Here is a 24,325-nt window from a genome sequence, read left to right on the forward strand (position 1 = left end):
TCAAGCCAGACTAGTTTATGGTCGGCTCAAGAGTCGCGCGCGATATCATAAAAGGAAGATGGTGGACCCTAGCGGGATCGAACCGCTGACCTCCTGCATGCCATGCAGGCGCTCTCCCAGCTGAGCTAAGGGCCCTATGGTGCGGCTAAGTAGCCGCGTGGTGAGGGGAGTTCAAGAGAAAAACACCCCCCACATTCGCTAATTAATTGTCGTCGTCGCCTTCGGCAGCAACATCGGCGATTTCGTCCAAAGAAACGTTATCTTCGTCGTCATCATCGTCGAGCACATCATCACCCAGATCGACTTCGAGATCATCCTCGTCATCGAGTACGAGCTCTTCGCCGTCTGCTTCTGTATCTTCAGCTTTTGCGGCTGCTGGATCAGCTTTGTCGGCGACCATTGTGCGGTTCTTGTTGACATCAACGGTGACTTCTTCACCCGTGTATGGGCTCACGATTGGCGTACGGCCAAGATCGTAGAAGCGTTTACCGGTGGTTGGGCAAAGGCGTTTGACGCCCCATTCGTCCTTAGGCATATCGGATCCCTTGGGTAATCGAGGGTTGAAACTATCTCACAGGCACGCCCTAATGGCATCGCTTGCGATGTGTATCGCTGGCAGGTGCCACACTCAGGCGGCTCTGTCAAAGTGATTCCGTCGCAATGTGGCTAGGATGGGCAGAATTCAGGCAATGACGACACTTGTTTTGGAAGGTGATCCTGTTGTGCGGGTCCATTTGCGGCGCTCTGCGCGGGCGCGGCGGCTGTCACTTCGGGTTTCTCGATTGGATGGTAAGGTCAGCCTGACAGTGCCGACACGCGCGCCTGAGCGTGAAGCACTGGCTTTTCTGCGCGAAAAAGAAAATTGGTTGCGGCACCAATTGGCGGACCAACCGGTTGAGCAAATCGTTGGGATGGGTGCGCAAGTCCCGCTTGGCGGTCAACTTTTTGAGATCGTTCAGGGGCAGGGCCGTAGGATTAGTATTCAGGGTGCTCAATTGCAGGTGCCTGGACGCGCTGAAACGGCCGGTGCGCGTGTGCAGGGGTATCTCAAGGCGCAGGCGCGGCTGGTCCTGCACCGCGAAGTTGAGCAATTTGCGACAACCTTGGGTAAGCCGTTTGGCCGTATCACGTTGCGCGATACCAGATCACGTTGGGGCTCATGCTCGTCCACTGGGAATTTGAATTTCAGTTGGCGCTTGGTTATGGCGCCGCCAAATGTGTTGTCATACGTGGCAGCCCATGAAGTGGCGCATCTTGCACAGATGAACCATTCCGAGCGTTTCTGGCGGGTTTGCGAAGAACTCTTCGGCCCCTACAAGGCTGAACGCGCATGGTTGCGCACCGAGGGCACCGCATTGCACCGATACCGATTTGGATGATTGACGAAGGCTGACTTTGTGATCACAAATAACACATGTTGATACAAACTCGCCAAGATGCCTCCCCGACTGCGGCCCATGACCGTCTCTACCGCTCGCTGAGAACGCGCATTATGCATGGTGAGTTGTTGCCCGGCCAAGCGTTGACCCTGCGCGGGGTTGGTAAAGAATACGAGATGTCGATGACGCCCGTGCGTGAGGCAATGCGCCGTTTGGTGGCGGAAGGCGCATTGTCTTTGTCATCGTCAGGTCGGATCACCACGCCAGAGCTAAGCAATGAGCGGATTGAGGAGCTTGCAGCCATTCGTGCGCTGTTAGAGCCAGAGTTAGCCAGCCGTGCACTGCCGCGGGCGCATATGGCGCTTATTGAGCGGCTTGAGGCGATCAACGGACAGATTGATCAGGTCATCGCCCGTTCGGATGCGGTGGGATATCTCAAGCACAACCTTGAATTTCATCGCACGCTTTACCTGCGCGCCCAAGCCCCTGCGATGCTCGCATTGGCTGAAACGGTTTGGCTGCAATTGGGGCCTACAATGCGCAAGCTTTATGGCCGTTTGCGCCGTACAGAGAGCCCACGCAATCACAGGCTTATTCTGGCGGCCCTAAAAGCCGGTGATGACCCGGGCTTGCGTATTGCGCTTCGCTCGGATGTTACAAGCGGTTTGCGAATGCTCAAGCAATAGGTCCAAGAACGAAAAAAGCGGGCCCCATAAGACGCCCGCTTTTTCAAAATAATATCTGTCTCAGGGTTAGGCGTGGATCGCGCCGTCACCACAAGCAAGTGCCGCTTCGCGCACAGCCTCGGAGTAGGTGGGGTGTGCGTGGCAGGTACGTGCAAGGTCTTCTGCAGCCGCACCAAACTCCATGGCCACGCAAATTTCGTGCAACAAATCACCGGCCATTGGCCCAATGATGTGCGCACCCAAAATGCGATCTGTTTGTGCATCAGCCAGAATTTTCACAAAGCCATCGGCTGCAAAGTTTGCTTTTGCACGACCGTTGCCCATGAAGCTGAACTTGCCCGCTTTGTAGCTGCGACCTTGCTCCTTCAGGCTCTCTTCGGTTTCGCCGACTGAAGCCACTTCAGGGTGGGTGTAAATCACACCTGGGATGACGTTGTAGTTCACGTGCGGGTGCTGACCTGCAAGCCCTTCTGCGACTGCCATGCCTTCATCTTCCGCTTTATGCGCAAGCATCGGGCCTTCAATGGCGTCACCAATTGCATAGATGCCTGCGACATTGGTGGCGTAGTTGGCGTTCGTTTTGATCTGGCCACGGTCACTCATTTCAACGCCAAGCGCTTCTAGCCCCAAACCATCGGTGAACGGCTTACGGCCCGTTGCCACAAGTACCGTGTCCGCGTCGATCGTTGTTTCGCTATCGTCTTTGCGGGATTTGTAGGTGACTTTCGCCTTGTTGCCTTTGACTTCAACACCTTGAACAGCAGCACCAAGTGTGAAGGAGATGCCTTGCTTGGTCAGCAGTTTTTGGAAGGTGCGCTGGACCTCGGCGTCCATGCCGGGTGTGATGACGTCAAGGAACTCAACAACTTCAACTTCTGCGCCAAGGCGGGCGTAGACAGAGCCCAACTCAAGTCCGATGACACCTGCGCCAATCACAACAAGCTTTTTCGGGATTTTGGGCAGTTCAAGCGCGCCAGTGCTGTCCACAACGATCTTTTGGTCAACTTCGATACCGGGCAGGGCCGATGGTACGGAGCCTGACGCGATGATGATGTTTTTGGAGCTATGCACCTCGTCACCAACTTTTACCTGACCGGCTGCAGGAATGCTGCCCCAGCCTTTGAGCCAATCGATTTTGTTCTTTTTGAACAAGAACTCGATGCCTTTGGTGTTGGTTTCGATTGTGTCGCTTTTGTAGGACTGCATCTGCTTCCAATCAACGGAAGGTGCTTTGCCCTTGAGGCCCATAGCCGCAAAGTTGTGCTCTGCTTCGTGCAGCATATGTGACGCGTGCAGCAGGGCCTTTGACGGGATGCAGCCAACGTTGAGGCACGTGCCGCCAAGCGTATCGCGGCCTTCAACAACAGCGGTTTTGAGGCCCAATTGGGCACAGCGGATTGCACAGACATAGCCGCCGGGGCCGCTGCCGATTACGATGACGTCATAGTTGGCCATGGGGGTCTCCTTGGTATTAAATGAGGGCAGCGATTAGCATCGCAACAGTTGCGCCAAAACCAACCACCCAGATGTAGCTGCGCCACGGCACAAGGCCCTGAACATAGGCAGGCACGTAGAGCAGGCGAGCGATCAGATAGATGTGCGCGCAGGCTTCGGTGAATGGGCTGGATTGATCCGAGAGCGTCACCACAACCACAGCAATGGTGAACATGATCAACCCTTCGAAGTGGTTGTTCATGGCGCGTTGCAGACGCCCTGCGGTGCCTTGCAGTTCAACTTTCTTGTCGCGCGGTGACATGGCGGCTTTTGTACCGACCTGCATTTGCGCGGTGATTGAATAGAGCGTGAACTGAACAACCTGCAAAAGGGCCGCGAGGGTGAGGACGTAAATCTCTGTAGTCATTTTAGCGTGCCTTTAATTGCAGCAAGTGTCGAAGCGGCCCGCGCGGTCAAAAGCGACCTGCGGGCCACGCCAGGGATTACAGATCCATCAGCAGACGACGTGGGTCTTCCAGCGCTTCTTTGACGCGCACGAGGAACGTCACCGCACCTTTGCCGTCAACGATACGGTGATCGTAGGACAACGCCAGATACATCATCGGACGGATCACCACTTGACCATTGATCGCCATCGGACGGTCTTGGATTTTGTGCATGCCCAAGATGCCTGACTGTGGGGGGTTCAAGATGGGCGAAGACATCAGCGAGCCGTAGACACCACCGTTCGAGATGGTGAATGTGCCGCCTTGCATTTCGGCCATGCTTAGCTTGCCGTCACGGGCGCGCGCCCCTTTTTCAGCAATCGCTTTCTCGATGCCTGCAAAGCTCATGGCGTCTGCATCGCGAATAACGGGCACAACCAAACCAGTTGGCGTACCTGCGGCAATGCCCATGTGGACGAAGTTTTTGTAGACGATGTCTGTGCCGTCAATTTCTGCGTTCACTTCAGGAACTTCGCGCAGGGCGTGGATACAGGCTTTGGTGAAGAACGACATAAAGCCAAGTTTTACACCGTGCTTTTTTAAGAACAGGTCTTTGTATTCGTTGCGCAGCGCCATCACCTCGGTCATGTCGACCTCGTTGTAGGTGGTCAGCATCGCGGCGGTGTTCTGGCTGTCTTTCAAACGCTTCGCGATGGTCTGACGCAGGCGTGTCATCTTCACGCGTTCTTCGCGGGATGCGTCGTCTGCTGAAACCGGTGCGCGTGGCGCGGATGGGGCGGCCGCAGTGGCGGCTGGTGCAGATGCGATTGCTTTCATAACATCTTCTTTCATAATCCGTCCGTCGCGGCCTGAGCCGGTAACTTGGTCTGCAGACATGCCTTTTTCGGCCATCAGTTTTTTGGCAGAGGGCGCGTCTTCAACGTCTTTGCCAGATGCGGCTGGCGCAGGAGACGCTTCGTCTTTGGCTGCGGGCGCAGATGAAGCAGCACCCGAGGCGCCACCGATCACGGCCAGTTTCGCTGTTGCATCCACAGTCGTGCCTTCGGTTGCGATGATTTCTGACAACACACCCGCGGCAGGGCTTGGAACTTCGACGCTGACTTTGTCTGTTTCCAGCTCACACAGCATCTCGTCTTGCGCGACAGTGTCGCCCACTTTTTTGAACCATGTCGACACAGTCGCTTCGGTCACGCTTTCGCCCAATGTGGGCACCATGACGTCGACGGCTTGTGGTGCGTCACCTGCGTCGGCCTTGGGTGCAGCATCCGCCTTTGGGGCGTCTGTATCGCCCGCAGGCTTGGCATCACCCGCGCTGATTTGTGCCAACAAGGCATCGACGCCAACGGTTTCACCTTCAGGCGCCACGATCTCGGACAATGTGCCTGCAGCGGGGCTTGGTACTTCGACGGTTACTTTGTCTGTTTCCAGCTCGCACAGCATTTCGTCAACGGCCACTGCGTCGCCCGGCTTTTTGAACCAGGTTGCAACAGTTGCTTCGGTGACTGATTCACCCAGTGTAGGAACACGAACTTCGGTCATTATTTCTTTCCTTTGATCGTCAGGGCTTCGTCCACAAGGGCGGCCTGTTGTGCTTTGTGCGCGCTTGCCAAACCTGTGGCTGGCGATGCGGATGTTGCGCGGCCAACATAGGCCGGACGTTTTGATTTTGCGCCAATCCGCTCAAGGACCCACTCAATGTTGGGTTCGATGAATGACCATGCGCCTTGGTTCTTGGGCTCTTCCTGACACCACACCATGTCAGCACCTTTGAAGCGCTCCAGTTCTTTGACCAGCGACATCGCGGGGAACGGATAGAACTGTTCAATGCGCAACAGGTACACATCATCAAGGCCGCGCGCGTCGCGTTCTTCGAGCAGGTCAAAGTAGACCTTGCCTGAACACATCACCACGCGCTTGATCTTATCATCAGCGGCCAGTGTCAGCTCAGAGTTGCCTTGTTGTGCGTCATCCCAAAGTACGCGGTGGAAGGACGAGCCGGTCGTAAAGTCCTCGCGTGTGCTGACAGCCATTTTGTGGCGCAACAGCGATTTCGGCGTCATCATCACCAGCGGCTTGCGGAAGTCACGGTGCAGTTGACGGCGCAGGATGTGGAAATAGTTAGCTGGCGTGGTACAGTTTGCCACGATCCAGTTGTCACCGCCGCACATTTGTAAGAACCGCTCAAGACGCGCCGAGGAGTGCTCGGGGCCTTGGCCTTCATAGCCGTGTGGCAACAACATAACGAGGCCGGACATCCGCAGCCACTTGCTTTCGCCAGAGCTGATAAACTGATCGAACATGATCTGTGCACCGTTGGCGAAATCGCCAAATTGTGCTTCCCAAAGTGTCAGCGCGTTAGGCTCCGCCAAAGAGTAGCCATATTCAAAGCCAAGCACCGCGTATTCAGACAGCATCGAGTCGATCACTTCGTACTGTGATTGGCCCTCGCGAATGTTGTTCAGCGGGTAGTAGCGATCTTCGGTATCTTGGTTGATCAGGCCAGAGTGGCGGTGGCTAAATGTGCCACGTGTACTGTCTTGGCCAGATAAACGAACAGGGAAGCCTTCGGTTAGCAAAGAGCCAAACGCAAGCGCTTCACCGGTTGCCCAATCAATGCCTTTGCCTGCACCAAGTGCCTTCTTTTTAGCGTCCAGCATACGCTGCACAGTCTTATGAAGCGGATAGCCCTCAGGCGCGTGTGTCAGCGCGTTCGCTACTTCATCAAAAGTCTCATCCGCGATGCCTGTAGTGCCGCGCTGATAGTCATCACCATCGCGACGGTCGAGGTGCGACCAGCGGCCATCAAGCCAATCTGCTTTGTTCGGTTTAAAGTCTTTTCCGGCCTCAAACTCGGTGTTGAGCATGGACTGGAACGCGGCTTTCATATCCTCGATTTCGCCTTCGGGAATGAGGCCGTCTTTCACCAAACGATCCGTATAAAGCGTCAGAGTTGTCTTTTGCTTTTTGATCTTTTTGTACATCAGCGGGTTTGTGAACATGGGCTCGTCGCCCTCGTTATGTCCGAACCGGCGATAGCAAATAATGTCGAGAACCACGTCCTTGTGGAACTTCTGGCGGAACTCTGTTGCCACTTTCGCAGCGTGGACCACGGCCTCTGGGTCGTCGCCGTTCACGTGGAAAATTGGCGCTTCAACCATTAACGCGATGTCAGTGGGGTATGGTGATGAGCGGCTAAAGTGCGGTGCAGTTGTGAAACCAATCTGGTTATTCACAACGATGTGCATCGTGCCGCCTGTGCGGTGGCCGCGCAGACCAGAAAGGCCAAATCCTTCGGCGACCACACCCTGACCGGCAAATGCCGCATCACCGTGCAGCAAGATGCCCATGACGGCTGTGCGGTCTGTGTCGTTCAGTTGGTCCTGCTTGGCACGCACTTTACCCAAAACGACAGGGTTCACGGCTTCAAGGTGCGAGGGGTTTGCGGTCAGTGACAAGTGTACATCATTGCCGTCAAAGGACCGGTCGGATGATGCACCAAGGTGATACTTAACGTCACCTGAACCGTCCACGTCCTCGGGCTTGAAGCTGCCGCCTTGGAATTCGTTGAAAATGGCGCGGTAAGGTTTGCTCATGACATTTGCCAAAACAGACAAACGGCCACGGTGGGGCATGCCCACGATGATCTCGCGCAGGCCCAGTTGGCCGCCGCGCTTGATGATTTGCTCCATCGCGGGGATCAAGCTTTCACCGCCATCAAGGCCAAAACGCTTGGTGCCCATGTACTTCACATGCAGGAATTTCTCAAAGCCCTCGGCCTCAACCAACTTGTTAAGGATCGCTTTACGGCCTTCGCGGGTGAACTGGATTTCTTTGCCCAGACCTTCGATGCGCTCTTTTAGCCAGCTCGACTCTTCGGGGTTTGAAATGTGCATATACTGCAGCGCAAAAGTGCCACAGTAGGTCCGCTTCACGATATCAACGATCTGACGCATGGTTGCGATTTGCAGACCAAGCACGTTGTCGATGAAAATTGGGCGGTCCATGTCGGCGTCAGTGAAGCCGTAGGATTTCGGGTCAAGCTCTGGGTGCGCGGTTGTCTCGCGCATGCCGAGTGGATCAAGATCAGCAGCAAGGTGGCCGCGAATACGGTAGGCACGGATCAGCATTAGCGCGCGAATGCTGTCCAAAACTGCGCGCTGGATGGCGTCATTGCTGACTTCAACACCCGCGTCGGCGGCTTTGTCTGTGATTTTCTTGGCTGCTGTTTTCGCTTCGGCAGGCGCTGGATACTCGCCAGTGATCGCAGAAGTCAGATCATCGTGCGGCATGGGGGGCCAGTCTGCACGCGCCCATGATGGCCCGCTTGCTTCGGCTTTTACATCAAGTTCCGCATCGCCAAGTGCGCGAAAGAATTCCTGCCACGCTTCGTCCACTGCGTTGGGATCGTTGGCATATTGAGCGTAAAGCTGCTCGAGATATTCCGCATTGTGCCCCTGCATAAACGAGGATGCATGGAATTGATCATTCGCGGGGTGGTCGGTCATGTGTTTGGCCTCATGGCAAGGAAGGACGAGCGAAAAATAAGGATGGGGCGCGGCAGGGAGGTGCCGCGCCCGTTATGTGTTAGCCGATGGCTTCTTTAACGGCTTCGCCCAAAGTCGCGGGGCTGTCCGCAACGATGATACCCGCAGATTTCATGGCTTCGATTTTGCTTTCCGCATCACCTTGGCCACCGGCAACAATCGCGCCAGCGTGGCCCATGCGACGGCCGGGAGGTGCCGTGCGGCCAGCAATAAAGCCAGCGGTTGGTTTCCAGCGGCCTTTCTTGCGTTGCTCTGCGAGAAACTCGGCTGCTTCTTCTTCGGCTGTACCGCCGATTTCACCGATCATGATGATTGAGTGCGTCTCATCGTCATCAAGGAACATGTCCAGCACGTCGATGTGCTCGGTGCCTTTGATGGGGTCACCACCGATGCCAACAGCCGTAGATTGGCCGAGGCCCATATCAGTTGTTTGCTTCACGGCTTCGTATGTGAGCGTGCCAGAGCGTGACACAACACCCACGCTGCCGCGACGGTGAATATGGCCGGGCATGATGCCGATTTTGCAAGCGTCCGGAGTGATTACACCGGGGCAGTTCGGGCCAACAAGACGTGATGTTGATCCCTCAAGCGCACGCTTGACGCGCATCATATCAAGCACAGGAATGCCTTCGGTGATGCAAACGATCAGCGGCATATTTGCGTCAATTGCTTCCAGAATACTGTCTGCCGCAAAGGGGGGCGGCACATAGATCACGGACGCGTTTGCTTCTGTGACGTGCATTGCTTCGTGCACAGAGTTGAAGATTGGCAGATCAAGATGCGACTGACCACCTTTGCCGGGTGTTACGCCACCAACCATTTTGGTGCCGTAAGCAATCGCCTGCTCGGAGTGGAAAGTACCTTGGCTGCCGGTCAAACCCTGACAGATGACTTTTGTGTTTTCGTTAATAAGGACGGCCATTTTGCGTCTCCTTAAATGTTGTGCGCGGGCGGTGTCGCCTCGGGCGCGAAGAGGTTGCGAATGGGCGAGGGCCTTAGCCCTTCACCGCCTTAACGATTTTCTGAGCACCATCTTTGAGGTCGTCAGCAGCAATCACATCAACGTCTGAGTTGTTGATGATCGCCTTACCTTGCTCAACGTTGGTTCCTTCAAGACGCACAACCAGCGGTACTTTCAGGCCAACTTCTTTCACGGCTGCAACAACGCCTTCCGCAATAACATCACAGCGCATGATGCCGCCGAAGATGTTAACCAAGATGCCTTTGACGTTCGGGTCAGATGTGATGATCTTGAACGCTTCGGTAACTTTCTCTTGGGTAGCGCCGCCACCCACATCGAGGAAGTTTGCAGGCTCTGCACCGTAAAGCTTGATGATGTCCATCGTTGCCATGGCAAGACCAGCGCCGTTAACCATACAACCGATTTCACCGTCGAGTGCGATGTAGTTGAGGTCAAATTTGGACGCCGCAAGTTCTTTGGGGTCTTCTTCAGTTTCATCACGAAGGGCCGCGATATCAGCGTGGCGATAGATCGCGTTGCCGTCAAAGCTGACCTTGGCATCAAGCACCTTAAGATCACCGGCATCAGTTACGATCAGCGGGTTGATCTCCAGCATCTCCATGTCTTTTTCCATGAAGGCTGTATAAAGCTGGCCCATCAATTTGACGCACTGCTTAACCTGCTGACCTGTAAGGCCGAGTGTGAATGCGATACGGCGACCGTGATACGCTTGGAAACCTGTTGCAGGATCAACGCTGAACGACAGGATTTTTTCAGGGGTCGCTGCTGCTACTTCCTCAATGTCCATACCGCCTTCGGTTGAGCACACGAATGATACGCGGCTTGTTTGGCGGTCAACGAGTAGGGCAAGATACATTTCCGTTTCGATGCCGGAACCGTCTTCGATGTAGATGCGGTTTACTTGCTTACCTGCGGGGCCTGTTTGGTGTGTCACCAATGTGCGGCCCAACATGCGTTTTGCTTCTTGTGCTGCTTCTTCAGCAGATTTTGCCAAACGTACACCACCAGCTTCGCCAGCGTCGGCTTCGACAAATTTACCTTTGCCGCGTCCGCCTGCGTGAATTTGTGCTTTTACAACCCAAAGCGGGCCGTCCATTTCACCTGCGGCTGTTTTTGCGTCTTCGGCTTTGAGAACGGCACGGCCATCACTCACTGGGGCACCGTAAGTGCGCAACAAGGCTTTGGCCTGATATTCGTGGATATTCATGGAAAATATGTCCCGTTTGGCTGCAATTAGAGCACCCTAAGCACGAAGCGCGCTTAAATAAGAGTAACTTTTTGCGCAGATTGGGAAAAAAGCGACATTTGTGATCACAGCTGAAAAAAGTGTGATCACAAATTTGGATGCTGAAGTGATTTCTGTGACTGGATTCACACATCAGCGAATCTTGAATATAAAAAGGCGCCCCAAAATGGAGCGCCTTAAAGACTGTCTAAGTGGTAGTTTAAGCCAGTGAGTTGTCGATCTCTTTACAGGCTGACACGAGGCCCTTCACTGCGTTGATCGACTTGTCGAACATATCTTGCTCGTCTTTGTTCATCTTGATCTCGACGACGCGCTCAACACCTTCGGCGCCGATCACTGTTGGAACGCCGACGTAGAACCCATCAAGGCCGTAGTTGCCATCAACGTATGCTGCACATGGCAGAACGCGCTTTTGGTCTTTGAGGTAAGCTTCGGCCATTTCAATCGCTGATGTGGCAGGTGCATAGAAAGCAGAACCATTACCAAGCAAGCCAACGATCTCTGCGCCACCATCACGTGTGCGTTGAACGATTGCGTCCATCTTTTCTTGTGTCGTCCAACCCATGTCGATCAGATCAGGGAGAGGGATGCCTGCAACAGTTGAGTAGCGTACCAGCGGAACCATTGTGTCGCCGTGGCCGCCCAGAACGAACGCTGTGACGTCTTTCATAGAGACGTTGAACTCGAGGCTCAGGAAGTGACGGAACCGCGCGCTGTCCAGAACACCAGCCATGCCGCATACTTTGTTGTGGGGCAGGCCAGAGAATTCACGAAGCGCCCAAACCATCGCATCTAGCGGGTTGGTGATGCAGATAACAAAGGCGTTTGGCGCGTGGGCCGCAATGCCTTCACCAACAGACTTCATTACTTTCAAGTTGATACCCAAAAGATCATCACGGCTCATGCCAGGCTTGCGCGGTACACCAGCTGTTACGATGCAAACATCAGCGCCTGCGATGTCGGCATAGTCAGTCGTGCCCTTAATTGTGGCGTCGAAACCTTCGGACGGACCAGCTTCAGCAATGTCGAGTGCTTTGCCTTGTGGTGTACCATCAGCAATGTCGAACAGAACAACGTCGCCAAGCTCTTTCAGCGCTACGAGGTGAGCGAGCGTGCCGCCAATTTGTCCAGCGCCGATAAGGGCAATTTTAGGTCTGGCCATGTGAGTATCTCCGGTCAGGTGAGTTGTGGGGGTCGTGTTTCAAGGGCGGTGCCTAGACCCAAAGTATGTTGCTTGCAAGGTTTTGAATGGATGCGCACCCTTGCTGAGCTGACCTGCGCTGACGTAAAGAAATGGCAATACGACAATTTTCAAAGGCTTAGCCGCGATGGACCTGACATTTTCGTTTTTCGCTCTCGCGGTACCTGCAGTGATCTTTGCGGGGATTTCAAAAACCGGATTTGGCTCGGGTGCGGCCTTTGCGGCTGCATCGATTCTCGCGCTTGTGCTTGATCCGGCGATGGCGCTTGGAATCATGTTGCCGTTGTTGATGCTCATCGATGTTGCCGCCCTTCGGGCTTATTGGGGGAAATGGGACTGGCAAGAAGCCCGCCGTCTTATTATCGGCAGTTTACCGGGGATTGCTTTAGCGATTTGGTTGTATCAGGTGGCAGACGCTGATGTGTTTCGCTTTTTGATCGGCGCGGTTTCTTTGTTGTTTGTCGCGTTTCAGTTGGCCAAGGCACGCAACCTAATCCCGAGCCGTGAGAAGGCGTATCCGGGGTGGGCCGGAGTTTTATCTGGCTGTGTCGCAGGCTTCACAAGCTTTGTTAGTCACGCAGGCGGGCCTCCGGTGGCTGTGTATTTGCTTGCGCAACGGCTCGATAAAACGACCTATCAAGCGACCACGGTTCTTACATTCTGGGCGATCAATGCGCTCAAATCGCTTCCTTACGCCATTTTGGGCGTTTTTACGTGGCAAACCCTTTATATTGACCTGCTGCTCGCGCCGTTTGCGCTGATCGGGGCGTGGCTTGGTGTTCGGGCGCATCGCATCATCTCTGAGCGCGCATTTTTCACGCTGACTTATGTTTTGTTGGTCATTACTGGCAGCAAGCTGATCTGGGACGCGCTAACCTAAAGGCTTTTGCCGGTCACGCTTAGCTGATCTGTGTTTTCAAATGCACGGCCCGAGGCAACAAGGCAGGTGGGGCCGCCCGCTTTAGTTACCGTAATGGTCCAACTGCCCGTGGCGTTTGAAGCGAATATCTCGACCAAAGCGTTATCAGCGCCAAGGCCAACAGATTGTCGTGTCTCACCGTATTTTGTGGAAAGGTTATCCACAATCGTCGCTCGGTTTCCGCATTGGGCCAAATGCTGACTGGACGCAGCTAACGTCATTGCGGCTAGCAATAAATTCATACCAAAATTCCTCGTAAACAAACACGCGCCATATATCCCATACTAACCTTTTCATTTGGTTAACTTGGGTCAAGCGCTGCATCGCAGCAATTCGTGCTTGTAATCATCGCATGAATAATGCGATATCTGCGCAAGATAATTACTCAACCGAGGTAAGAAGATGTCTCAGCGCCCTGTCCGTTCTGTCCTTTATATTCCGGCTTCAAAAGAGCGTGCCCTTGAAAAGGCCAAAGGTTTGGCGTGCGACGCGATCATTTTCGATCTCGAGGACGCAGTAGCTATCGACGAAAAAGTGCCTGCGCGTACTTTGCTGGCCGAAACACTACCGACAGCTGATTATGGCGCGCGTTTGCGGATTGTACGTGTGAACGGGCTTGATACCACTTGGGGCCGTGAGGATGTTTTGAGTGTTGTAGATGCAGATGCGGTTCTGCTTCCCAAAGTGAACTCCGCTGCAGATGTAGATGCCATTGCGGCACTAACGACCTTGCCGATTTGGGCGATGATGGAAACACCTGTGGGTATTCTTAACGCCGCTGAAATCGCCGCTCATCCCCGCCTTGAGGGGATGGTTATGGGTACCAACGATTTGGCAAAAGATCTCAATACGCGTCACCGGCCGGATCGTGAACCGCTGCTTACGTCGCTGCAGATGTGCCTGCTTGCAGCGCGTGCCCATGGGGTCACTATTGTCGATGGGGTTTACAATGCCTTCAAGGATGATGCGGGCCTGAAGATAGAATGTGACCAAGGTCGTGACATGGGATTTGAGGGCAAAACCTTGATTCATCCTGCTCAGCTGGAGGTTGCTAATGCCGCCTTTGCGCCGTCGGAGGCCGAAATTGATCTGTCGAAGCGCCAAATCGAAGCGTTTGAACAGGCAGAGCGCGACGGGCAGGGTGTTGCTGTTGTGGACGGAAAGATCGTAGAAAACCTTCATATCGTAACGGCGCGCGCGACACTCGCAAAAGCGCACGCCATTGAGGCAATGAAGGATTAAACAATGGGTCTTCTGATCGCAGGTGTTATTTTGTGGAGTGCTGCGCACTTCTTTAAAGGGTTAGCGCCCGCAGCGCGGGCAGGACTGGGCGATAGAGGACGCCTTTTGGTGACTGCGGCTTTGGGCGCAAGCTTGCTTATGATGATTTTCGGCTACCGAATGGCCGACTTCATTCCTGTTTACACGCCACCGGAGTGGGCGCGCGGTGTGAACAACCTCGCCATGATTGCAGCGTTTTATGTTTTTGGGGCGTCTGCCGCAAAGCCCGCGAAAGTCTGGCTCGGTACGAAACTTCGCCACCCACAACTTGCTGCAGTGGCGATTTGGGCGGTGGCGCATTTACTGGTCAATGGTGATGCGGCTTCTTTGGTGTTGTTCGGCGGACTGCTGGCATGGGCCTTTGGCGCTATGGCTTTGATCAATCGCGCAGAAGGGCCGTGGGACGTGCCTGCTCAGGCACCAGTGAAAAAGGAAATCACCCTCATCGTGATTGCGGTGGTTCTTTATAGTCTTGTTGCGGCTATTCACATCTGGCTGGGTGTGAACCCGTTCGTTTAATTGAAGGTGAAAGCTATGAAATTGTATCGATTTTTGTCCGAAGATGACACGTCTGACTTCTGCCACAAGGTGACGGATGCCTTGAATAAAGGATGGGAGCTTTACGGCGGCCCGACCCAAGCATGGGATGCCGCAAACGGAGTAATGCGCTGTGGTCAGGCCGTGACCAAAGAGGTTGAGGGCACATATACCCGCGACACAAAGCTCGGCGAACATTAAGACCAGAAAGGCACTTACATGACCTCAAACAAAACAAACGCGGGCCGCTTTTTTGAAGACTATGCGGTCGGTGATGTAATCCGTCATGCGGTGCCTCGAACGTTATCCGGGGGGGAGCGCGCACTTTACCACGCGCTCTACCCTGCGCGTCACGCACTTTATTCGTCTGACCAGTTTGCACAATCGTGCGGGCTGCGCGGTAGCCCCATCGATGACATGATCGTTTTTCATACTGTCTTTGGCAAAACCGTACCTGATATCTCTTTGAATGCAGTCGCAAATTTAGGGTATGCCGAGGCACGTTTTTTGAAGCCTGTCTGGCCCGGTGACACGCTGCGGTCTACATCAGAAGTGATCGGCGTTAAGCAAAATTCCAACGGCAGAACTGGTGTGGTTTGGGTGCTTACACGGGGCTTGAACCAGCATGATGATGTTGTGCTGGAATACGTGCGCTGGGTCATGGTGCGCAAAAATAACCTTGATGCACCCGTACCGCACGCAGTCATACCCGAACTGAGTGACGTGGTACCAGTGAGCGAGTTGAACGTACCCGAGGGACTTGATTTCAGCGCCTATGACACCGAATTGGCTGGTGAAGCGCACCGGCTTGGTGATTATGCCGTCGGCGAGATCATTGATCACGTTGATGGGGTCACCGTTGAAGAAGCCGAGCATATGCTTGCGACACGTCTTTGGCAAAATACCGCAAAGGTTCATTTTGACGCCACCAACCGGCCAGATGGCAAGCGGTTGATTTACGGTGGTCACGTCATCTCAATGGCGCGTGCTTTGTCATTTAACGGGCTGGCAAATGCGCAAATCATAGCTGGCATCAACTCTGGTGCCCATGCGAACCCGTGTTTTGCAGGCGATACAATACGTGCGTGGTCAGAAGTCTTGGAGACCGCACAAACCGCCGTGCCGGGTGTTGGTGCGATCCGGTTGAGGCTTGTGGCGACAAAGGGTGATGCAGGAATTCTACGTGGCGACGACGGGAAATATGCACCAGACGTGCTGCTTGATCTGGATTATTGGGCGCTGATGCCGACTTAGGCGTCTATGAACGCGAGAGCCCCTAAATGTGATCACAGATTTTTCGTGTGTGATCACATTTTTCGAAAAAGATGCGAATTAGGACAATTCGAAGCAGTTTTTCTCCATCTGCGCGCGTGACTCACATTCAAAAAGAGATACAAAGGGGTTAGCCCCGCCGTGCGACCTTTTTAAGGTGCGCATTGCAAGCCAACGAAGGGAACACCTATGGCCGATGTAAACCGTGGCAATCGCCCGCTTTCGCCGCATTTGGCAATTTACCGTCCTCAGTTGACGTCAATGACGTCGATCCTGACGCGGATTACTGGCAATGCACTCTTGATCTCAACTTTGCTTGTCGTGTGGTGGTTTTTGTCCGCTGCTATTTCGCCGGAGTACTTTGCGTACGCTGACGGTGTTCTGACCAGCTGGTTTGGCGACATTGTATTGACGCTTTCTGTGTTGGGCCTTTGGTACCACACGCTGGCCGGCCTGCGTCACCTTATCTGGGATATGGGATACGGCCTTGAGGTGGAGCAGGCTGAAAAAATGGGCATCGTCTGCCTCGTTGGATCAGTCGTTCTGACCCTAATCACCGTCCTCGTCGTTTAATCGGAGCGCACAGACATGGCTTATTTGACAGATCGTAAACGCGCCGCTGGACTTGGGGCTGCGAAGACAGGCACGGAACATCATTGGTCCATGATGGTTTCCTCTGTGGCGCTGCTTTTGCTGGTCCCACTATTCGTTTTCACCGTTGGTCCCGTAATCGGCAGTAGCCACGGCGAAATGGTCGCATATTTTGCAAAACCTTTTCCTGCTATTGTAGCGGCACTCACACTAACCGTGGGTTTGATGCACTTTAAGAATGGTGCACAGACCCTGATCGAAGACTACGTACACGGCCCCGCTAAGAAGCTGACAATCATTGGTGTGATTTGTCTCAGCTACGCGGCCGCTGGAACCGCCCTTTTCTCAATCGCGCGCATCGCGCTGTAATATCGGAGCACCCTCATGACTGCATACGATTACGAAACACACGAATATGACGTAGTTGTCGTTGGCGCCGGTGGCGCCGGCCTGCGTGCAACGCTTGGTATGGCCGAGCAGGGCCTGCGTACGGCTTGTGTAACCAAGGTTTTCCCAACCCGCTCGCACACGGTTGCAGCGCAGGGTGGCATCGCGGCCTCTTTGTCTAACATGGGCCCTGATAACTGGCAGTGGCACATGTATGACACCGTCAAAGGATCTGACTGGCTGGGTGATACAGACGCGATGGAGTATCTGGCGCGCGAAGCACCCAAGGCCGTTTATGAGCTTGAGCACTACGGTGTGCCTTTCTCACGGACCGAAGAAGGTAAAATTTACCAACGCCCGTTTGGTGGTCACACAACCGAATTCGGTGAAGGCCCGCCCGTGCAGCGTACCTGTGCGGCCGCCGACCGTACTGGTCACGCGATTTTGCACACGCTTTACGGTCAAAGCCTGAAGAACAACGCCGAGTTCTACATTGAGTATTTCGCAATTGACTTGATCATGTCCGATGACGGTCAGTGTCAGGGTGTTCTGTGCTGGAAGCTTGATGACGGAACACTGCACCTGTTCAGCGCGAAGATGGTCGTTCTGGCCACCGGCGGTTATGGCCGTGCATACTTCAGCGCAACGTCTGCCCACACATGTACTGGTGACGGTGGCGGTATGGTTGCCCGTGCTGGATTGCCATTGCAGGACATGGAATTTGTTCAATTCCACCCAACTGGTATTTACGGCGCAGGTTGCCTCATTACAGAAGGTGCGCGCGGCGAGGGTGGTTATTTGACCAACTCCGAGGGCGAGCGCTTTATGGAGCGTTACGCGCCAACTTACAAAGACCTTGCCAGCCGTGATGTTGTTTCGCGCTGCATGACGATGGAAATTCGTGAAGGCCGCGGTGTTGGGGCAGAAGGCGATCACATCCACCTTCACCTGAACCACTTGCCAAAAGAAACGCTTGATCTGCGCTTGCCCGGTATTTCGGAATCCGCACGGATTTTTGCAGGCGTTGACCTGACCAAAGAGCCGATCCCAGTGCTTCCAACTGTGCACTACAACATGGGCGGCATTCCAACGAACTATTGGGGTGAAGTTCTTGCCCCGACCAAAGATAATCCTGACAACGTGGCACCGGGCCTTATGGCCGTTGGTGAAGCAGGTTGTGCGAGTGTTCACGGTGCAAACCGTTTGGGCTCAAACTCACTGATCGACTTGGTTGTGTTCGGTCGTGCCGCTGCGATCCGTGCGGCGGAAGTTGTTGACCCGAAAACGCCTGTCCCAACGCCGAACCAACGTTCTGTAGAAGCTGCGATCAGCCGCTTTGACGGGTTGCGTTATGCCAAAGGTCACGTGCCAACCGCTGAGCTTCGGCTTGATATGCAAAAGACAATGCAGTCAGACGCAGCCGTGTTCCGTACAGACAAAACTCTGGCGGAGGGTGTTGAAAAGATGAACGACGTTGCCGCACGCATGAGCGATGTTCAGGTGACCGACACATCAATGGTTTGGAACTCAGACCTGATGGAAACGCTTGAGCTTGGTAACCTGCTGCCAAACGCAGTTGCTACTGTTGTTGCCGCTGAGGCGCGCAAGGAATCACGTGGTGCACACGCCCACGAAGATTATCCGGACCGTGACGACGAGAACTGGCGCAAGCACAGCCTTGTTTGGTTCGAGGGTATGAAGGCGGGCTTGGGCTATCGCGGTGTTCACCTGAATCCATTGACCAGCCATAACGACGGCGGCATCGACCTCAAGAAAATCGCGCCAAAGGCACGTGTCTACTAATGGTGCGCAGCTTTGCGATAACTTCATTGGCAGGAGCGGCAGCATGATCCGTGCTGCGCTTTGCCTTTCTGCGGTGCTGGCCCTTGGTGCCTGTGACAAAGCCGAGCAGGCCGTCGATAAAGCGGCCCGTACAACGGCCAAAGCCGCTGTGGATGAGGTCCTCGTAACGCAGTTTCCGTTTATCCCGAAGAACCAGATCACACCCTATTCTGACTGTGTGATCGATAGTGCATCATCTGGTGAAATTCTGTCACTGACCCGCGACGCGATTGGTCAAATCAGTCAGAGCACTTTGAACACGGTTCAAACCATCCTCACACGACCTGAAGCGATTAAGTGTATCGCCGAAGCGGGTCTGACAACTCAAGGCTAAGGAGAAATTCCATGGTTCAACTACGCCTCCCTAAAAACAGCCGCATGACCGCAGGCAAGACTTGGCCCAAGCCTGAAGGCGTGACCAACCTGCGCAAAGTTCAAGTGTACCGTTGGTCGCCTGATGACGATAAGAACCCCGCACTTGATACGTATTGGGTTGATATGGACACCTGTGGACCGATGGTTCTGGATGTTCTGATCAAGATCAAAAACGAGATTGATCCGACGCTTGCGTTCCGCCGTTCATGCCGCGAGGGCATCTGTGGATCGTGCGCCATGAACATTGATGGCATCAACACACTTGCGTGTATTTACGGTGCCGATGAAGTGAAGGGTGATATCAAAATTTACCCTCTGCCGCACATGCCTGTTATCCGCGATTTGATCCCTGACCTGACACACTTTTATGCGCAGCACGCAAGCATCATGCCGTGGCTCGAAACAAAAACGAACCGCCCTGCAAAAGAGTGGCGCCAGTCGATTGAAGACCGCAAGAAGTTGGATGGTCTCTATGAATGCGTAATGTGCGCGTCATGTTCAACGTCATGCCCATCCTACTGGTGGAACGGCGACAAATACCTTGGGCCAGCAGCATTGTTGCATGCGTATCGCTGGATCATTGATAGCCGCGATGAAGCGACAGGCGAGCGCTTGGATGATCTTGAGGATCCGTTCAAGCTGTATCGCTGCCACACCATTATGAACTGTGCAAAGACCTGCCCGAAGGGATTGAACCCAGCGAAAGCCATTGCGTCTATTAAGCAAATGATGGTTGAGCGCACCGTCTAGGGTGTCCGTTCAGACTGAGGCAAATAATCAAAAAGCCCCGCCAATTGGTGGGGCTTTTTCTTTGTGGCGGCTAGGCTGATGCGTTAGTTGGGAAACGCAGCCTCAAGCGCGATTTCCACCATTTCCCCAAAGCTGCTTTGGCGTTCATCAGCAGGAATAGCATCGCCCGTTAGCAGGTGGTCTGACACAGTCATAACAGCCAGTGCCTTACGGCCAAACCGCGCCGCCAAGTTGTAAAGCTCGGCCGCTTCCATCTCGACTGCCAGAACACCGTGGCGTGTCATCATTTCATTCAGATCAGGGCGCTCGTCGTAGAAGACATCCGACGAGTAGATATTGCCTACATGCACGTTAGAGCCTTTGGCCTGCGCGGCTGTAACCGCCTGTGACAACAGCCCATAGTCTGCGCAGGGGGCAAAGTTCACCTCTTTGAAGACGCCTGCGGACGGGGTGGAAATGGATGATGCAGTCATCGCTATCACAACGTCACGGATACCAACGTGATGCTGCATTGATCCGGTTGAACCGATGCGGATCAGGTTTTGCACATCATATTCGTTAATCAACTCATGGGCATAGATCGATAGGGATGGCATCCCCATCCCCGAGCCGTGGATCGTTACACGGTTGCCTTTCCACATGCCTGTAAAGCCAAGCATGCCGCGGATTTCGTTGATGCACTTCACGTCATTAAGAAACGTCTCAGCGGCCCATTTGGCGCGCAGTGGATCACCGGGCATCAAAACAGTTTCAGCAATGTCGCCTTTTTGTGCGCCAATATGGTGGGTCATGATCGTGCTCCGCGTTTGGGTGTTTGGCGTTAAACTGCCTTTGCACGCGCTGCTCTACAAGCCCCTCTATTGTGCGGTTATTGCGCCGCGACGTCTTGTGGCTCAACCAACTCCACCAAATCTGTCATGATGCGATTCAGCTCGAAGTCTTTTGGTGTGTAGACTTTAGCAACACCCATGGCGCGCAAACGGTCTGCGTCATCCTCTGGAATAATGCCACCAACGACGACGGGGATGTGCGCAAGTCCGGCGGTGCGTAGCTTCTCCATCAAGTCACCCATAAGCGGAATGTGACTACCAGACAGGATCGACAGACCAATCACATGGGCGTCATCTTCCAAGGCGGCTGACACAATCTCATCAGGAGTGAGGCGAATCCCTTCATAGCTGATGTCCATTCCGCAATCACGGGCGCGTGCTGCGATTTGCTCTGCGCCGTTGGAATGTCCATCAAGACCAGGTTTGCCCACAAGAAACTTTAGGCGGCGGCCCAGTTTGTCACTGACTGCGTCAACGGCGGCACGGATGTTCTCAAGGCCTTCGGTCCGGTTGGAGGGATTTTTGGACACACCAGTGGGCCCGCGGTACTGCCCAAAGGCGGTGCGGACAACATTGCCCCATTCGCCTGTGGTTGCACCGGCTTTGGCCGCTTTGATCGAGGCAGGCATCACGTTGAGACCTGTCGCGGCCGCTTGGCGCAGCTCATCAAGGGCTCCTTTAACGGCGCTGTCGTCACGCTCGCTGCGCCATGCATTCAGCCGCTCTATCTGGTCGCGCTCTGCGTCCGCATCCGCCACCATAATTGCCTCATCGCCGGCGGTAAGGGGCGAGGGTTCTCCGGTTGTGAATTTGTTGACCCCAACCACAGTGGTTTCGCCTTGCTCAATATCGCCAATCCGTTCTGCGTTGGCTTCGACAAGACGTGACTTCATGTATTCGATCGCTTCAACAGCGCCGCCCATGCCGTCAATCGTCGCAAGTTCTGCGCGCGCGCCCTCTTTCAGGCTTTCGACTTTCCGGTCAACTGCTGGGTTACCGTCAAACAGATCGTCGTATTCCAGTAGGTCCGTTTCAAACGCCATGATCTGCTGCATGCGCAAAGACCATTGTTGGTCCCAGGGACGTGGCAGGCCCAATGCTTCGTTCCAAGCGGGCAGTTGAACTGCGCGGGCGCGTGCTTTCTTGGAAAGGGTCACCGCAAGCATTTCGACCAAGATACGATAGACGTTATTTTCAGGCTGTTGCTCGGTCAGGCCAAGAGAATTTACCTGAACGCCGTACCGGAAACGGCGGAACTTTGGGTCATCCACGCCGTAACGCTCGCGGCAAATTTCGTCCCAAAGGTCTACAAACGCGCGCATTTTGCACATCTCGGTTACAAACCGGATGCCTGCGTTTACGAAAAAGCTGATCCGGCCAACCATGGCGGGGAAGTGTTCGGCGGGGACTTTGCCTTTCAGATCGTCAAGTACAGCGGTTGCCGTAGCAAGCGCAAAGGCGAGTTCTTGCTCTGGTGTCGCACCAGCCTCTTGGAGGTGGTATGAGCAAATGTTCATGGGGTTCCATTTTGGCAGATGCTCGCGGGTGTAGGCGGCAACGTCCGTAATCATACGCATGGATGGTTTGGGTGGGCAGACGTATGTGCCGCGTGACAGGTATTCTTTGATGATATCGTTTTGCACTGTGCCTTGCAGCGCGGAGATGTCCGCGCCTTGTTCTTCAGCAACCGCGATATAAAGCGCTAACAACCACGGTGCCGTGGCGTTGATCGTCATCGATGTGTTCATCTGATCTACCGGGATATCATCAAACAGGGCACGCATGTCCCCAAGATGAGCCACTGGCACGCCAACTTTGCCAACTTCGCCGCGCGACAGTTCATGATCACTATCATATCCTGTTTGTGTCGGCAGATCAAAAGCAACGGAAAGCCCCGTCTGTCCTTTTGCCAAGTTCCCACGGTAAAGTGCATTAGATGCTTTTGCCGTTGAGTGGCCCGCATATGTTCTGAAGAGCCAAGGGCGATCTTTGGTGCGGTCTTGAGTGGCGTTGGTCATGGCAGGCTCCACAGTTGGCTGTTGGCCCAAAGGGGCCGAATCTAGTTGCGCAATAAAATTACACATAGGTAGGGTGTATCGGACACAATATACTTCTGTCAATCCGCTGCGCCGCAGCATGTGGGCATTTACCCCGCTGCAGCAACATGCGAGTTATAGATATGTTTGAAACAGTTGCTCTGCCCGCGTGGGTTCTCGTTCTGATCGGCATCGCAGCTGCTATCTCTATCGGAGAGCGGCTCCTGTTTCCTTCTGTTCGGTGGTTTTTGCGCAAACGTGCCGAGCGGGTTGTGGCGAAAGTAAACGAGCGGCTGACCCGCCCTATCCAACCTTTCAAGCTGGCGCGCCGCGCTGATATGATCCAACGACTGACGTATGATCGTGATGTATTGGCGGCTGTGTCAGAATATGCCTCTGAGGAAGGGATGCCTGATGAGGTCGCCCTGGAAATGGCCCGCAGATACGCCCGCGAGATTGTTCCATCATTTAGTGCGACAGCGTATTTTGGTGTGGGCATTCGGGTGGCACGTTGGCTCGGCAATACGCTGTATCACGTACGTCTCGGCCATGTTGAACGCGCTGAGATTGATCAGGATGCTACGGTCGTGTTCATCATGAACCACCGCTCCAACATGGATTACATGCTGGTCACTTACTTGGCGGCTGATGCTTCTGCGTTGTCTTATGCGGTCGGTGAGTGGGCTCGTGTCTGGCCCCTCTCACGACTAATCCGTTCAATGGGTGCGTATTTTATCCGGCGCCGTTCACGTAATGCGCTCTACCGGCGCGTTCTTGCGCGGTATGTGCAAATGGCTACGGAGAACGGTGTGACGCAGGCAGTGTTTCCTGAGGGTGGTCTAAGCCTTGATGGAAAAGTGGCGGCGCCCAAGCTGGGGCTGTTGAACTACATTATTGAAGGGTGGACCCCCGAAAGCCGTGATGTGGTTTTTGTGCCAGTTGCCTTGAATTACGACCGGATACTTGAAGACCGCATTCTTATTTCAGCCGGTCAGCGGGGTGACCGTAAGTTTAACGCCCGCATGTCTGTAGTGGGCGGCTTCATTTTAAAGCACGTATGGCTTCGTATTTGTCGGCGCGCTTATAAATTTGGGGTTGCGAGCGTTAGTTTTGGCAAGCCGCTGTCCTTGCGTGAATTTGCAACACATCATGCGGAGTTGCCGCGTGCATTGGGCCGCGAACTGATGATGCGGATTGAAAACGTAATGCCTGTCTTGCCGATCCCTGTATTGAGCACTGTCTTGCTGGAGGCCACGGATGGTGCAACCCGTGCTGATCTTGAGCTGGCCGTCACGAAATACTTTGCAGGCCTTGATGATGATACCGCGCACAACGTGTCCTGTGGTGATGCAGCGTCAATTGTTGCTGAAGGCTTGAAGGTCATGACGGCCCGCCGCTTGATTACACAGACTGGTACAATCGTGCGAGTGAAAGACGATCAACGTCATATTCTTGAGTATTATTCGAACTCTATCGTGCATGTGCAGCGTAGAAATGTAGAAAATGCTGCGACTGCTGGGTTATAAAATTACAAAGATATGTAAAAAATAGTTGCTATATTACCTT

At 54.2% G+C, this 24,325-nt stretch carries 24 protein-coding genes and 1 tRNA gene; 13 read left to right on the forward strand and 12 right to left on the reverse strand.

All coding sequences use genetic code 11. The features are described 5' to 3' along the window. Positions 1-59: 59 nt before the first annotated feature. Positions 60-135 (reverse strand) — tRNA-Ala (locus NIG5292_RS09140). Positions 136-202: 67 nt separating this feature from the next. Continuing rightward, positions 203-535 (reverse strand): TIGR02300 family protein, encoded by a 333-nt coding sequence (locus tag NIG5292_RS09145; RefSeq protein ID WP_048599228.1) that lies wholly within the window; start codon positions 533-535, stop codon positions 203-205. Between the two features lie 154 nt (positions 536-689). Between NIG5292_RS09145 and NIG5292_RS09150 the strand changes: the two genes are divergently transcribed. Further along, on the forward strand, positions 690-1,379 hold the full coding sequence (locus tag NIG5292_RS09150; protein ID WP_048599279.1) for a M48 family metallopeptidase: 690 nt from the start codon (positions 690-692) through the stop codon (positions 1,377-1,379). A 35-nt stretch (positions 1,380-1,414) separates the two neighbouring features. Beyond that, positions 1,415-2,065, forward strand: coding sequence for a GntR family transcriptional regulator (locus NIG5292_RS09155; protein WP_048599229.1), 651 nt, complete (start codon positions 1,415-1,417; stop codon positions 2,063-2,065). A gap of 66 nt (positions 2,066-2,131) precedes the next feature. On the opposite strand, the gene lpdA is transcribed toward NIG5292_RS09155, so the two are convergent. The 7 genes from lpdA to mdh form a co-directional block, all read right to left on the reverse strand. Beyond that, a complete protein-coding gene (lpdA, locus tag NIG5292_RS09160; RefSeq protein ID WP_048599230.1) occupies positions 2,132-3,520 on the reverse strand; it encodes a dihydrolipoyl dehydrogenase in 1,389 nt (462 codons plus the stop codon). Between the two features lie 16 nt (positions 3,521-3,536). Continuing rightward, positions 3,537-3,926: an MAPEG family protein gene (locus NIG5292_RS09165; RefSeq protein ID WP_048599231.1), complete on the reverse strand. Its 390-nt coding sequence runs from the start codon at positions 3,924-3,926 to the stop codon at positions 3,537-3,539. A gap of 76 nt (positions 3,927-4,002) precedes the next feature. Next, complete coding sequence (odhB, locus tag NIG5292_RS09170) at positions 4,003-5,508, reverse strand: 2-oxoglutarate dehydrogenase complex dihydrolipoyllysine-residue succinyltransferase (RefSeq protein WP_048599232.1); 1,506 nt, start codon at positions 5,506-5,508, stop codon at positions 4,003-4,005. Then, positions 5,505-8,471: a 2-oxoglutarate dehydrogenase E1 component gene (locus NIG5292_RS09175; RefSeq protein WP_048599233.1), complete on the reverse strand. Its 2,967-nt coding sequence runs from the start codon at positions 8,469-8,471 to the stop codon at positions 5,505-5,507. The genes odhB and NIG5292_RS09175 overlap by 4 nt, the downstream gene beginning before the upstream one ends. Positions 8,472-8,550: 79 nt before the next feature. Beyond that, a complete protein-coding gene (gene sucD / locus NIG5292_RS09180) occupies positions 8,551-9,432 on the reverse strand; it encodes a succinate--CoA ligase subunit alpha (protein WP_048599234.1) in 882 nt (293 codons plus the stop codon). A 73-nt stretch (positions 9,433-9,505) separates the two neighbouring features. Then, the gene (gene sucC, locus NIG5292_RS09185; RefSeq protein WP_048599235.1) at positions 9,506-10,699 is read right to left on the reverse strand and encodes an ADP-forming succinate--CoA ligase subunit beta; all 1,194 of its coding nucleotides are present in this window, start codon (positions 10,697-10,699) and stop codon (positions 9,506-9,508) included. Positions 10,700-10,937: 238 nt separating this feature from the next. Then, a complete protein-coding gene (gene mdh, locus NIG5292_RS09190; protein ID WP_048599236.1) occupies positions 10,938-11,900 on the reverse strand; it encodes a malate dehydrogenase in 963 nt (320 codons plus the stop codon). Positions 11,901-12,066: 166 nt separating this feature from the next. On the opposite strand from mdh, the gene NIG5292_RS09195 reads away from it, so the two are divergent. Then, positions 12,067-12,819, forward strand: a complete 753-nt coding sequence (locus tag NIG5292_RS09195) for a sulfite exporter TauE/SafE family protein (protein WP_048599237.1) — start codon at positions 12,067-12,069, stop codon at positions 12,817-12,819. Here the strand turns inward: NIG5292_RS09195 and NIG5292_RS09200 are convergent. Next, positions 12,816-13,100, reverse strand: a complete 285-nt coding sequence (locus NIG5292_RS09200; RefSeq protein ID WP_048599238.1) for a hypothetical protein — start codon at positions 13,098-13,100, stop codon at positions 12,816-12,818. The genes NIG5292_RS09195 and NIG5292_RS09200 overlap by 4 nt on opposite strands. A 160-nt stretch (positions 13,101-13,260) precedes the next feature. Between NIG5292_RS09200 and NIG5292_RS09205 the strand changes: the two genes are divergently transcribed. From NIG5292_RS09205 to NIG5292_RS09245, 9 genes are all read left to right on the forward strand, one after another. Then, on the forward strand, positions 13,261-14,100 hold the full coding sequence (locus tag NIG5292_RS09205; protein ID WP_048599239.1) for an HpcH/HpaI aldolase/citrate lyase family protein: 840 nt from the start codon (positions 13,261-13,263) through the stop codon (positions 14,098-14,100). A gap of 3 nt (positions 14,101-14,103) precedes the next feature. Continuing rightward, complete coding sequence (locus tag NIG5292_RS09210; protein WP_048599240.1) at positions 14,104-14,658, forward strand: NnrU family protein; 555 nt, start codon at positions 14,104-14,106, stop codon at positions 14,656-14,658. A gap of 15 nt (positions 14,659-14,673) precedes the next feature. Further along, positions 14,674-14,877: a DUF1737 domain-containing protein gene (locus tag NIG5292_RS09215; RefSeq protein WP_048599241.1), complete on the forward strand. Its 204-nt coding sequence runs from the start codon at positions 14,674-14,676 to the stop codon at positions 14,875-14,877. 18 nt (positions 14,878-14,895) lie between these two features. Further along, complete coding sequence (locus NIG5292_RS09220) at positions 14,896-15,930, forward strand: MaoC family dehydratase (RefSeq protein WP_048599242.1); 1,035 nt, start codon at positions 14,896-14,898, stop codon at positions 15,928-15,930. A gap of 207 nt (positions 15,931-16,137) precedes the next feature. After that, positions 16,138-16,521, forward strand: coding sequence for a succinate dehydrogenase, cytochrome b556 subunit (gene sdhC, locus NIG5292_RS09225; protein ID WP_048599243.1), 384 nt, complete (start codon positions 16,138-16,140; stop codon positions 16,519-16,521). 15 nt (positions 16,522-16,536) lie between these two features. Beyond that, a complete protein-coding gene (sdhD, locus tag NIG5292_RS09230; protein ID WP_048599244.1) occupies positions 16,537-16,908 on the forward strand; it encodes a succinate dehydrogenase, hydrophobic membrane anchor protein in 372 nt (123 codons plus the stop codon). A gap of 15 nt (positions 16,909-16,923) precedes the next feature. Beyond that, on the forward strand, positions 16,924-18,729 hold the full coding sequence (sdhA, locus tag NIG5292_RS09235) for a succinate dehydrogenase flavoprotein subunit (RefSeq protein ID WP_048599245.1): 1,806 nt from the start codon (positions 16,924-16,926) through the stop codon (positions 18,727-18,729). A gap of 43 nt (positions 18,730-18,772) precedes the next feature. After that, positions 18,773-19,102, forward strand: a complete 330-nt coding sequence (locus NIG5292_RS09240) for a hypothetical protein (RefSeq protein ID WP_048599246.1) — start codon at positions 18,773-18,775, stop codon at positions 19,100-19,102. Between the two features lie 11 nt (positions 19,103-19,113). Then, entirely contained in the window at positions 19,114-19,893 is a 780-nt protein-coding gene (locus NIG5292_RS09245; RefSeq protein WP_048599247.1) for a succinate dehydrogenase iron-sulfur subunit, read from the forward strand. Positions 19,894-19,976: 83 nt separating this feature from the next. On the opposite strand, the gene deoD is transcribed toward NIG5292_RS09245, so the two are convergent. Then, complete coding sequence (deoD, locus tag NIG5292_RS09250) at positions 19,977-20,684, reverse strand: purine-nucleoside phosphorylase (RefSeq protein ID WP_048599248.1); 708 nt, start codon at positions 20,682-20,684, stop codon at positions 19,977-19,979. A gap of 77 nt (positions 20,685-20,761) precedes the next feature. After that, on the reverse strand, positions 20,762-22,861 hold the full coding sequence (locus NIG5292_RS09255; protein WP_306372343.1) for an ethylmalonyl-CoA mutase: 2,100 nt from the start codon (positions 22,859-22,861) through the stop codon (positions 20,762-20,764). A 41-nt stretch (positions 22,862-22,902) separates the two neighbouring features. On the opposite strand from NIG5292_RS09255, the gene NIG5292_RS09260 reads away from it, so the two are divergent. Then, the gene (locus NIG5292_RS09260; RefSeq protein ID WP_048599249.1) at positions 22,903-24,285 is read left to right on the forward strand and encodes a 1-acyl-sn-glycerol-3-phosphate acyltransferase; all 1,383 of its coding nucleotides are present in this window, start codon (positions 22,903-22,905) and stop codon (positions 24,283-24,285) included. Positions 24,286-24,325 lie beyond the last annotated feature (40 nt).

Source organism: Nereida ignava, assembly GCF_001049735.1.
GTDB classification, from domain to species: Bacteria; Pseudomonadota; Alphaproteobacteria; order Rhodobacterales; family Rhodobacteraceae; genus Nereida; species Nereida ignava.

What these genes read in the sequence shown, in the direction of transcription:
- NIG5292_RS09145 (WP_048599228.1), bottom strand. Translation starts at nt 535, where the DNA reads ATGCCTAAGGACGAATGGGGCGTCAAACGCCTTTGCCCAACCACCGGT.
- NIG5292_RS09150 (WP_048599279.1), top strand. Translation starts at nt 690, where the DNA reads ATGACGACACTTGTTTTGGAAGGTGATCCTGTTGTGCGGGTCCATTTG.
- NIG5292_RS09155 (WP_048599229.1), top strand. Translation starts at nt 1,415, where the DNA reads ATGTTGATACAAACTCGCCAAGATGCCTCCCCGACTGCGGCCCATGAC.
- lpdA (WP_048599230.1), bottom strand. Translation starts at nt 3,520, where the DNA reads ATGGCCAACTATGACGTCATCGTAATCGGCAGCGGCCCCGGCGGCTAT.
- NIG5292_RS09165 (WP_048599231.1), bottom strand. Translation starts at nt 3,926, where the DNA reads ATGACTACAGAGATTTACGTCCTCACCCTCGCGGCCCTTTTGCAGGTT.
- NIG5292_RS09175 (WP_048599233.1), bottom strand. Translation starts at nt 8,471, where the DNA reads ATGACCGACCACCCCGCGAATGATCAATTCCATGCATCCTCGTTTATG.
- sucD (WP_048599234.1), bottom strand. Translation starts at nt 9,432, where the DNA reads ATGGCCGTCCTTATTAACGAAAACACAAAAGTCATCTGTCAGGGTTTG.
- sucC (WP_048599235.1), bottom strand. Translation starts at nt 10,699, where the DNA reads ATGAATATCCACGAATATCAGGCCAAAGCCTTGTTGCGCACTTACGGT.
- mdh (WP_048599236.1), bottom strand. Translation starts at nt 11,900, where the DNA reads ATGGCCAGACCTAAAATTGCCCTTATCGGCGCTGGACAAATTGGCGGC.
- NIG5292_RS09195 (WP_048599237.1), top strand. Translation starts at nt 12,067, where the DNA reads ATGGACCTGACATTTTCGTTTTTCGCTCTCGCGGTACCTGCAGTGATC.
- NIG5292_RS09200 (WP_048599238.1), bottom strand. Translation starts at nt 13,100, where the DNA reads ATGAATTTATTGCTAGCCGCAATGACGTTAGCTGCGTCCAGTCAGCAT.
- NIG5292_RS09205 (WP_048599239.1), top strand. Translation starts at nt 13,261, where the DNA reads ATGTCTCAGCGCCCTGTCCGTTCTGTCCTTTATATTCCGGCTTCAAAA.
- NIG5292_RS09210 (WP_048599240.1), top strand. Translation starts at nt 14,104, where the DNA reads ATGGGTCTTCTGATCGCAGGTGTTATTTTGTGGAGTGCTGCGCACTTC.
- NIG5292_RS09215 (WP_048599241.1), top strand. Translation starts at nt 14,674, where the DNA reads ATGAAATTGTATCGATTTTTGTCCGAAGATGACACGTCTGACTTCTGC.
- NIG5292_RS09220 (WP_048599242.1), top strand. Translation starts at nt 14,896, where the DNA reads ATGACCTCAAACAAAACAAACGCGGGCCGCTTTTTTGAAGACTATGCG.
- sdhC (WP_048599243.1), top strand. Translation starts at nt 16,138, where the DNA reads ATGGCCGATGTAAACCGTGGCAATCGCCCGCTTTCGCCGCATTTGGCA.
- sdhD (WP_048599244.1), top strand. Translation starts at nt 16,537, where the DNA reads ATGGCTTATTTGACAGATCGTAAACGCGCCGCTGGACTTGGGGCTGCG.
- sdhA (WP_048599245.1), top strand. Translation starts at nt 16,924, where the DNA reads ATGACTGCATACGATTACGAAACACACGAATATGACGTAGTTGTCGTT.
- NIG5292_RS09240 (WP_048599246.1), top strand. Translation starts at nt 18,773, where the DNA reads ATGATCCGTGCTGCGCTTTGCCTTTCTGCGGTGCTGGCCCTTGGTGCC.
- NIG5292_RS09245 (WP_048599247.1), top strand. Translation starts at nt 19,114, where the DNA reads ATGGTTCAACTACGCCTCCCTAAAAACAGCCGCATGACCGCAGGCAAG.
- deoD (WP_048599248.1), bottom strand. Translation starts at nt 20,684, where the DNA reads ATGACCCACCATATTGGCGCACAAAAAGGCGACATTGCTGAAACTGTT.
- NIG5292_RS09255 (WP_306372343.1), bottom strand. Translation starts at nt 22,861, where the DNA reads ATGCTGCGGCGCAGCGGATTGACAGAAGTATATTGTGTCCGATACACC.
- NIG5292_RS09260 (WP_048599249.1), top strand. Translation starts at nt 22,903, where the DNA reads ATGTTTGAAACAGTTGCTCTGCCCGCGTGGGTTCTCGTTCTGATCGGC.